General features: G+C 62.7%; 8 protein-coding genes. 5 read left to right on the top strand and 3 right to left on the bottom strand.

The features are described from left to right. From AC1DYI_RS24140 to AC1DYI_RS24130, 3 genes are all read left to right on the top strand, one after another. Nucleotides 1–336 (top strand): transglutaminase-like domain-containing protein (locus tag AC1DYI_RS24140; RefSeq protein ID WP_477206677.1); only part of this gene is annotated, 336 nt, incomplete at its 5' end. Continuing rightward, the gene (locus tag AC1DYI_RS24135; RefSeq protein ID WP_477206676.1) at nucleotides 333–707 is read left to right on the top strand and encodes a hypothetical protein; all 375 of its coding nucleotides are present in this window, start codon (nucleotides 333–335) and stop codon (nucleotides 705–707) included. The genes AC1DYI_RS24140 and AC1DYI_RS24135, both read left to right, overlap by 4 nt. Before the next feature lie 599 nt (nucleotides 708–1,306). Then, on the top strand, nucleotides 1,307–1,699 hold the full coding sequence (locus AC1DYI_RS24130; RefSeq protein WP_477206675.1) for a VOC family protein: 393 nt from the start codon (nucleotides 1,307–1,309) through the stop codon (nucleotides 1,697–1,699). 322 nt (nucleotides 1,700–2,021) lie between these two features. Here the strand turns inward: AC1DYI_RS24130 and AC1DYI_RS24125 are convergent, their stop codons facing one another. Then, nucleotides 2,022–3,221 carry a choice-of-anchor tandem repeat GloVer-containing protein gene (locus tag AC1DYI_RS24125; RefSeq protein WP_477206674.1) on the bottom strand — a complete coding sequence of 400 codons (1,200 nt, stop codon included), beginning with the start codon at nucleotides 3,219–3,221 and terminating at the stop codon, nucleotides 2,022–2,024. 79 nt (nucleotides 3,222–3,300) lie between these two features. Here AC1DYI_RS24125 and AC1DYI_RS24120 point away from each other — a divergent pair, with 79 nt between their 5' ends. Together AC1DYI_RS24120 and AC1DYI_RS24115 are read left to right on the top strand one after the other, a co-directional pair. Next, entirely contained in the window at nucleotides 3,301–3,573 is a 273-nt protein-coding gene (locus AC1DYI_RS24120; protein ID WP_477206673.1) for a hypothetical protein, read from the top strand. Between the two features lie 106 nt (nucleotides 3,574–3,679). Then, nucleotides 3,680–4,288: an OmpA family protein gene (locus tag AC1DYI_RS24115; protein ID WP_477206672.1), complete on the top strand. Its 609-nt coding sequence runs from the start codon at nucleotides 3,680–3,682 to the stop codon at nucleotides 4,286–4,288. A gap of 75 nt (nucleotides 4,289–4,363) precedes the next feature. On the opposite strand, the gene truD is transcribed toward AC1DYI_RS24115, so the two are convergent. Continuing rightward, entirely contained in the window at nucleotides 4,364–5,377 is a 1,014-nt protein-coding gene (truD, locus tag AC1DYI_RS24110; RefSeq protein WP_477206671.1) for a tRNA pseudouridine(13) synthase TruD, read from the bottom strand. Nucleotides 5,378–5,483: 106 nt separating this feature from the next. After that, entirely contained in the window at nucleotides 5,484–5,993 is a 510-nt protein-coding gene (locus tag AC1DYI_RS24105) for a DUF1993 domain-containing protein (RefSeq protein ID WP_477206670.1), read from the bottom strand. Nucleotides 5,994–6,193: the final 200 nt, after the last annotated feature.

Raw genomic sequence — 6,193 nt, 5'->3', positions numbered from 1 at the left:
CTGCACGGCGTCTGCCAAGACTTCGCCCACGTGATGATTGGCGCCTGCCGATCCCTCGGCCTGGCGGCACGCTACGTCAGCGGCTACCTGCTCACCAAGCCCGCACCCGGCCAACCCAAACTCGTCGGCGCCGACGCCTCACACGCCTGGGTCCAGGTCTGGTGCCCGACCCAAGGCTGGGTCGCGCTGGACCCGACCAACGCCGTCCCCGCCGGCACCGACCACGTCACGCTGGCGTGGGGGCGGGACTATGCGGATGTGGCGCCGTTGCGCGGGGTGATCAGGGGAGGGGGCAGGGCGCAGCCGATGGTGGGGGTGACGGTGGAGCCGGTGTGAGCCTGGCGTCGATGAATGTGGCCGGCCTGTTCGGACACTCCATTCGCAGGATCCACTTCGCGCTGTGTCTTGCCGTTGCGGCGTGCACTCCCCAGGCTCCCGCGGTTGATTTGGAAGTGGTGAAGGCTGCCGGCGATCCGATGGTTCGGGCCTTGATAGGCTACGAGCAGAAGCACGGGCACTACGCCGCGTCGCTGCAGGAGGCGGGGGTCGCCCCTGTCGTCTCCGAGTTGGGCGCCTTCCAATACGAGCGAAGAGGAGAGGGTGCCGATTCCTACTTCGTGCTCTTCGTCGGCGACTACACCCGCCATGGCCGTGTGCTCTTCTGGAACAGCAGGATGGAGCCGCAAGGGTGGTTGACCGAAGAGTAGTCTGCGGCCACCGAAGGCTCGGCTTCCACTCATGCCGGCCGATTGCGGTTCAACCCACGTCAAGTATTCATCAATGACCCCCTTCCGAAACAAGTTTGTCCTTGCATGCGTAGTCGGTCTCAGTGCAAGCGCATGCTTTGCTTCCAATATGGGAACCCCCAACGACTGGCGCCGCCTCTTCCTGTTGGCTGGGCTCGTCGCGTCCCTTGTCATCGTTGGCGCCYCGGCTTTCGTATTCTTCCTGCTATTCCGCAAGTGGGTAATCAACTTGCGCTGGCCAGCACTCATTGTTCCCTTCGCTGTCTTCGCGGCCTGGCTTCGGCGAGCCACGGCCGTGGCAGGCGGTGACCTTGAATCACTAGGCTTCGTTCTCCTCCCAACACTAGTAGGAGCGCTTCCGGCATTCGGCTGGTACCTTTGGTATCTGAACAGAATCTCCTTTGGGCGTCGCATCAAAGATCAATCCGCTGCCTAACCCCTCCGTCAAGGGGACGTCCCGCAAGCGGGTTGCCCGGTACGTCGAACGTTAGGCTGCACGAGCGGTTTCGCCATCATTCGCCATTCAGTAGTCAAGCAGAAATTAATCGAAGGACAAGCAGATGTTTAGCCACGTCATGGTCGGATCGAATGACATTGAGCGCTCCAAGCGCTTTTACGATGCGGTTCTCGGTGTGCTTGGTGCCGGAGAGCCGCTTCAAAATGAAAACAAGACCGGCCAGCTTCGCCTCTTCTATCGACATGACGGCGGATCGTTTTGTGTCAGCCAGCCGATCAATGGAGAGTCCGCCACTTTCGCAAATGGTGGCACCATCGGCTTCAAGTGCTCCTCGCCGGAGCAAGTTCATCAATTCCATAGCGTCGCCGTAGCAAGCGGCGGCACGTCGATCGAAGAGCCTCCGGGGCTTCGCGAAGGCAAGCTTGGGGCACTGTATCTGGCATACGTGCGCGATCCCGATGGGAACAAGCTTTGTGCGCTCTTTCGGCCAAAGTAGAGAGCCTGACGCTTTACGCCGAACGCACCAGTCAGGTTCGAATGCCGCCTAGTCGCTCCGTCACGGGGACTTGCCTGCGGCAGGCCCCTTACGTCGAACGTGTCAACGACACGGCCATGACAGAAGCCGAGTGGATCCAGAGCGCCTTTCCGGAAGAGCCGGACTGGTGGCCCGCTCGCTCTTGGGCATGAGCCTGGACGGCCTGCCGGGCTGGGCCATCCAGCGGCGGTATACGCGTAACACCGCCTCTTCTTCGAGCCGAGGAGTTGACGGGTGACATGGGGGCTCGCACCCGACCATGTCGCCAACAGCTCACATCAAGTCACTGCTGCGTCTCCGGCAGCAGCTTCCTGATGCGGAAGAGCGAACCGGGGCGGCTGCCGGTGGCGCCGTAGAGGTAGCCACCCGACTTGGCGAGGCCGCCTCTGGCATTGGACCCGATGGCGTCGTCGTCGGAGAACGCGTGCATGATCGTCATCTGGCCGTCGCGGCCAAGGGCGAAGAGCGTGCCGTTCTTGTTGGCCCCGTCATATTGCGTCGTTCCATAGAGCAGTCCGTCTCTGCCCTCGGTCAATGGACCGGCGGGTGAATAGCCGGCGACGCCGAAGCTCTGGAACGCATAGACCAGCGAAGTCTCTCCGGATGGCGTCATGCGATAGAGGGTCCCGTGATTGGTGGATCCGCCGCGCYCCGTCGCGCCGTAGAAGTTGCCGTCCTTCGCGAGCGTCAACTCACTCGAGGCCCAACTGCCGAAGGACTCCTCCATCGAGTGGAGGACCTGATAGCCCGTCCCGTCCGCCTGCACCTTGAACAGCACGCCGCCGTCTTCGCTGCCGCCACGGTTGGTCACGCCGTAGACGGATTGGCCATCGGCTGACAAAGTCACGCCGTTGAGCGGATAGCCGCCGTCGCCGTTCGCACGGGTGAAGTGGTGCAAGGTCTTGAACCCTTTCAGCGGATCCCATCGGAACACCGTTCCCCAGCCACTGCTGCCGCCGGAAGTGGTGGTGCCGTAGTACGAACCATCGGCCCCTCGCACCAAACCGCTCGACGACCAGCATCCGTCCGTGGTCCCCTTGAGCTTGTACATGATCGCGAACGAGGCGCCGGTGGTGCTCAGCCGGAAAATTGCGCCGCAACCGCTTCCCCCACTCTTGAGCACGCCGTACATCAGTCCGTCTTCCGCGATCGCGACCCGGTGCATCGGCTCGCTACCTTCCGTCAGCGAATTGAATGCATGCAGCACGGTGAAGTTGCCGTCTTTGTCGACGGCATAGACCGTCCCGCCGCCCCGCGGCCCTTCGAGCGAATTCACGCCGTAGAAGCGATCGTCGGCGCCATGCTGCAAGGCAGGGGCGGCGCCGTAGCCGTCGGTCGAGCTGGTGAATGCGTGCAGGAGCCTGGCGGGCTTGCTTGCCGCCTGGGCATCGAAGGCCGGCAACGAGCCGATTGCGACAACCGTCAGAACGGCGGAGACTCGTACGGAGCGCGCGAACGTGCGCGCATTGAAGATCTGGGGCATGGCCCTCCCTCTCAGTTCATTGTTGGAAGAAGGGCCGATCTTACGGTGGTTGCGCCCGTGCCTCAGGAGGTGGGACATCATGAGAAAGCTCTTGCTTGTGTTGCTCACGGCGATCAGCACAGCGGCCATGGCTCAGCAGCCGACGCCGCAGACTCTGGATCGCTTCCTGAACGCCTATCAGTTCGAGCAGATTCGGGAGTCCTGGGCCTTCAAGCTAGTGCAGGACCAGACGCAGCAACTGTCAGAGCGCGACCAAGCCCTCACGCAACGCGACAGGGCCCTCGCCGCAGCCGAAGGCCTGGACAGAGCCTTAGCCGATCTGTGCCCGTCGCGACGTGGCGCAGAACGGTAAGCTTTGTTCAGCCCGGTTAACGGCGCAAGGATTGCTCACAGCTCGGTACGTTTGTCCAAGAGGAGTGCCTAAAGTCACAGCTCTTTCTTCCTCCACGAGTCTACCGATGTCGAGACTTTCGCCCCTGATCGTCGCCAGCAGCGTCATGTTGCTGAGCGCTTGCGCCACCAAGGATTTCGTTAGAGAGACTGTCGCTCCGGTGCAGACCAGCGTGGACGGCCTTGGCACCCGCGTGCAGGCGCACGACAACGGCCTCAAGGCCCTGGATGGCCGGCTGCAGGGCAGCGAGGCGCGCATCGTGACCTTGGAGCAGGAGGCTGCGGCCCGCGCCCAGGCCGCCAAGAATCTGCCCGCGCCCACCTTGCTGATGAGCACCGTGCTGACCGATGACAAGATCAAATTCAAGTCGGGCCACTTCCAGCTCACCGAGCAGGCCGGCCAGGAACTCGACCAACTGGTTGCCAGGCTCAAGGCCGACAACCAGCCGGTGTTCGTCGAAATCCAGGGTCACACCGACGCGACCGGCAGCGACACGGTCAACCAGCAACTGGGCCTCCAGCGGGCGGAAGCCGTGCGCCTGCACCTGGCCCGCGCCGGCCTGCCACTGGCGCGCATGGCAACGATCAGCTATGGTGAATCTGCGCCCCTGGCCGACAACAACACCCGCGAAGGCCGCAGCACGAACCGGCGGGTTCAGCTGATCGTGATGCGCTGAGCTGGAAGGGTGCCTCTCAGGAAACGGTATGCCAGGAACAGGGTCTGCACCCTCCAACCCGAGGTGAGGACACCGTCATTCGCCAGCCGCAGACTCGTTCTCTGTGTGCCGGTCAGGCTCCGTGGTGCGGAGGATTTCGTTCAGAACGGAAGTGGCGTAAGTCCCGGCGGACAAGGAGAACGTGATCACCAGTTGATTGGCTTGCGGCCATTCCCATGACATGTCCACCGGGCTCGCCACCAGGGCGCGGCGCTCCTGATCCAGACCGGCGTATTCCATGCCACCGCACAAGGTGGCATGACGTTCAGCCACTCCGTTTTCCAGGGCTTGCGCTTGATCGGTGGTGATCACGCGGCCCCGTCCCCAGAGCGGTCCGGTGGGCCGGCCCGCCTCGTCCATCACGTCACCGGGCAGGGTCTTGCCCCAGAGGCCCTGCTGAATTCGCAGCGCCAGCACTTCATTGAAGACGAAGGAGCGCACCGCCGACAGGTAGATGCCTTTCTTCTTCGGGTTGCGCACCCGGATCTCCCGCGCCAGCATGGCCCGGCCCTGTTCGACGTTGCCGCCCTCAAAGCCGAAACGCTGAGCGCCGAAGTAGTTGGGCGCGCCGTGTGACGCAACGGACTTGAGATTGGCCTCAATGGCGTCGCGGTTGCCGGTCACGTCACGCAGCACGATGCGGAATCGGTTGCCCTGCAGATCACCAGGGCGCAGCTTTTTCACGTGGCGGCTCTGACTCAGTACCTTGAATTCCGGGTGCTGAAGCAGGGTCAGGTCGGGCGTCTCGCCCTTCGGCAGATAGATGCTGAACCACTGACGGGTGATGGCGTAGCGGTCCTTGAGGCCGGCATAGCCCACGTCTCTTTCCTGCACGCTGGCCGCCTCGGCCAGTTGCTGGGCGACGAAGGCGGTGTTGGCACCGTTCTTTTCGATGTCCAGCCAGATGTGTTCGCCCTCACCGGAGGGCAGCTGCAGCGGCATTTCGGTCACGATGAAATCCTCGTTGAGGAGTTTCAGGGTGGCGCTGGCGCCGCTGGGCGGATAAGCGTTGGGCCACTGCGGCAAGGTCGTGTATTGAGCGTCGGTCATGAGCGGTCTGACGGCATCAGCTGTCGATAGGGACAGGCTGTCTTAGTCCAAACGGTGATTCTCTCCCTACCCGCATGCCTTGACGTGTGCCGTGCAGGCTGCCTGCTCAGTACGCGCCCATGTAGTCCTTCTTGCCGATCTGGATGCCGTTGTGACGCAGGATGGCGTAGACGGTGGTGACGTGAAAGAAAAACTGCGGCAATCCATAGTGGGAAAGATAGGCTTGGGCGCCGAACTTCTTTTCCTTGGGCGTGCCAGGGCGCAAGACGATCTCGCGCTCTTCGCTGTTTTCGAACTGTGCGACCTGCAGGCTGTCCAGGAATGACAGGCTTTCCTCCAGCATTGCGGCCAGGTCAGCGAAGCTCTTCTCCTGTCCTTCATTGGCCGGGACCGCCACCCCCGCAAGACGGGCACAAACGCCGCGCGCAAAGTCCGCCGCAATCTGCACCTGCTTCAGCAAGGCAAACATGTCGGGGAACAGCCGTGCTTGCAGGTACGCATCAGGCTCGATGGCGTTGGCGGTGGCGTGTGTTTCAGCCTTTGCCAGCACGGCCTTCATCGCACTCAGCATTTGCTTGAAGACTGGAACCGATTGGATGTACATGGGTGAGGTCATGGTTCTTGTCCTGATGGTGGCGTGGAACTGAGCGCTGACCGAGACGGCGCGCTGGCTCGATTGTCGGGCACGTCACACTTCATGCGCTCGGATGCGCGGCGCTTGGGGCCATGGTGGATCCGGCGACAGGGCCGGACCGTCCGCATGGCGTCTGAACAGCGCGAGGGTCACCGCGCGAGGGTCAAGGCTCTCATTGCAAC

Source organism: Ideonella sp. P3_A4 (assembly GCF_056403075.1).
Note: the sequence above shows the minus strand (reverse complement) of the source record. Positions and strands in the feature narration are given on the sequence as shown.

Bases quoted from the DNA above. Each gene is read 5' to 3' on its own strand.
- AC1DYI_RS24130 (WP_477206675.1), top strand. From the start codon at position 1,307: ATGTTTAGCCACGTCATGGTCGGATCGAATGACATTGAGCGCTCCAAG.
- AC1DYI_RS24120 (WP_477206673.1), top strand. From the start codon at position 3,301: ATGAGAAAGCTCTTGCTTGTGTTGCTCACGGCGATCAGCACAGCGGCC.
- AC1DYI_RS24115 (WP_477206672.1), top strand. From the start codon at position 3,680: ATGTCGAGACTTTCGCCCCTGATCGTCGCCAGCAGCGTCATGTTGCTG.
- truD (WP_477206671.1), bottom strand. From the start codon at position 5,377: ATGACCGACGCTCAATACACGACCTTGCCGCAGTGGCCCAACGCTTAT.
- AC1DYI_RS24105 (WP_477206670.1), bottom strand. From the start codon at position 5,993: ATGACCTCACCCATGTACATCCAATCGGTTCCAGTCTTCAAGCAAATG.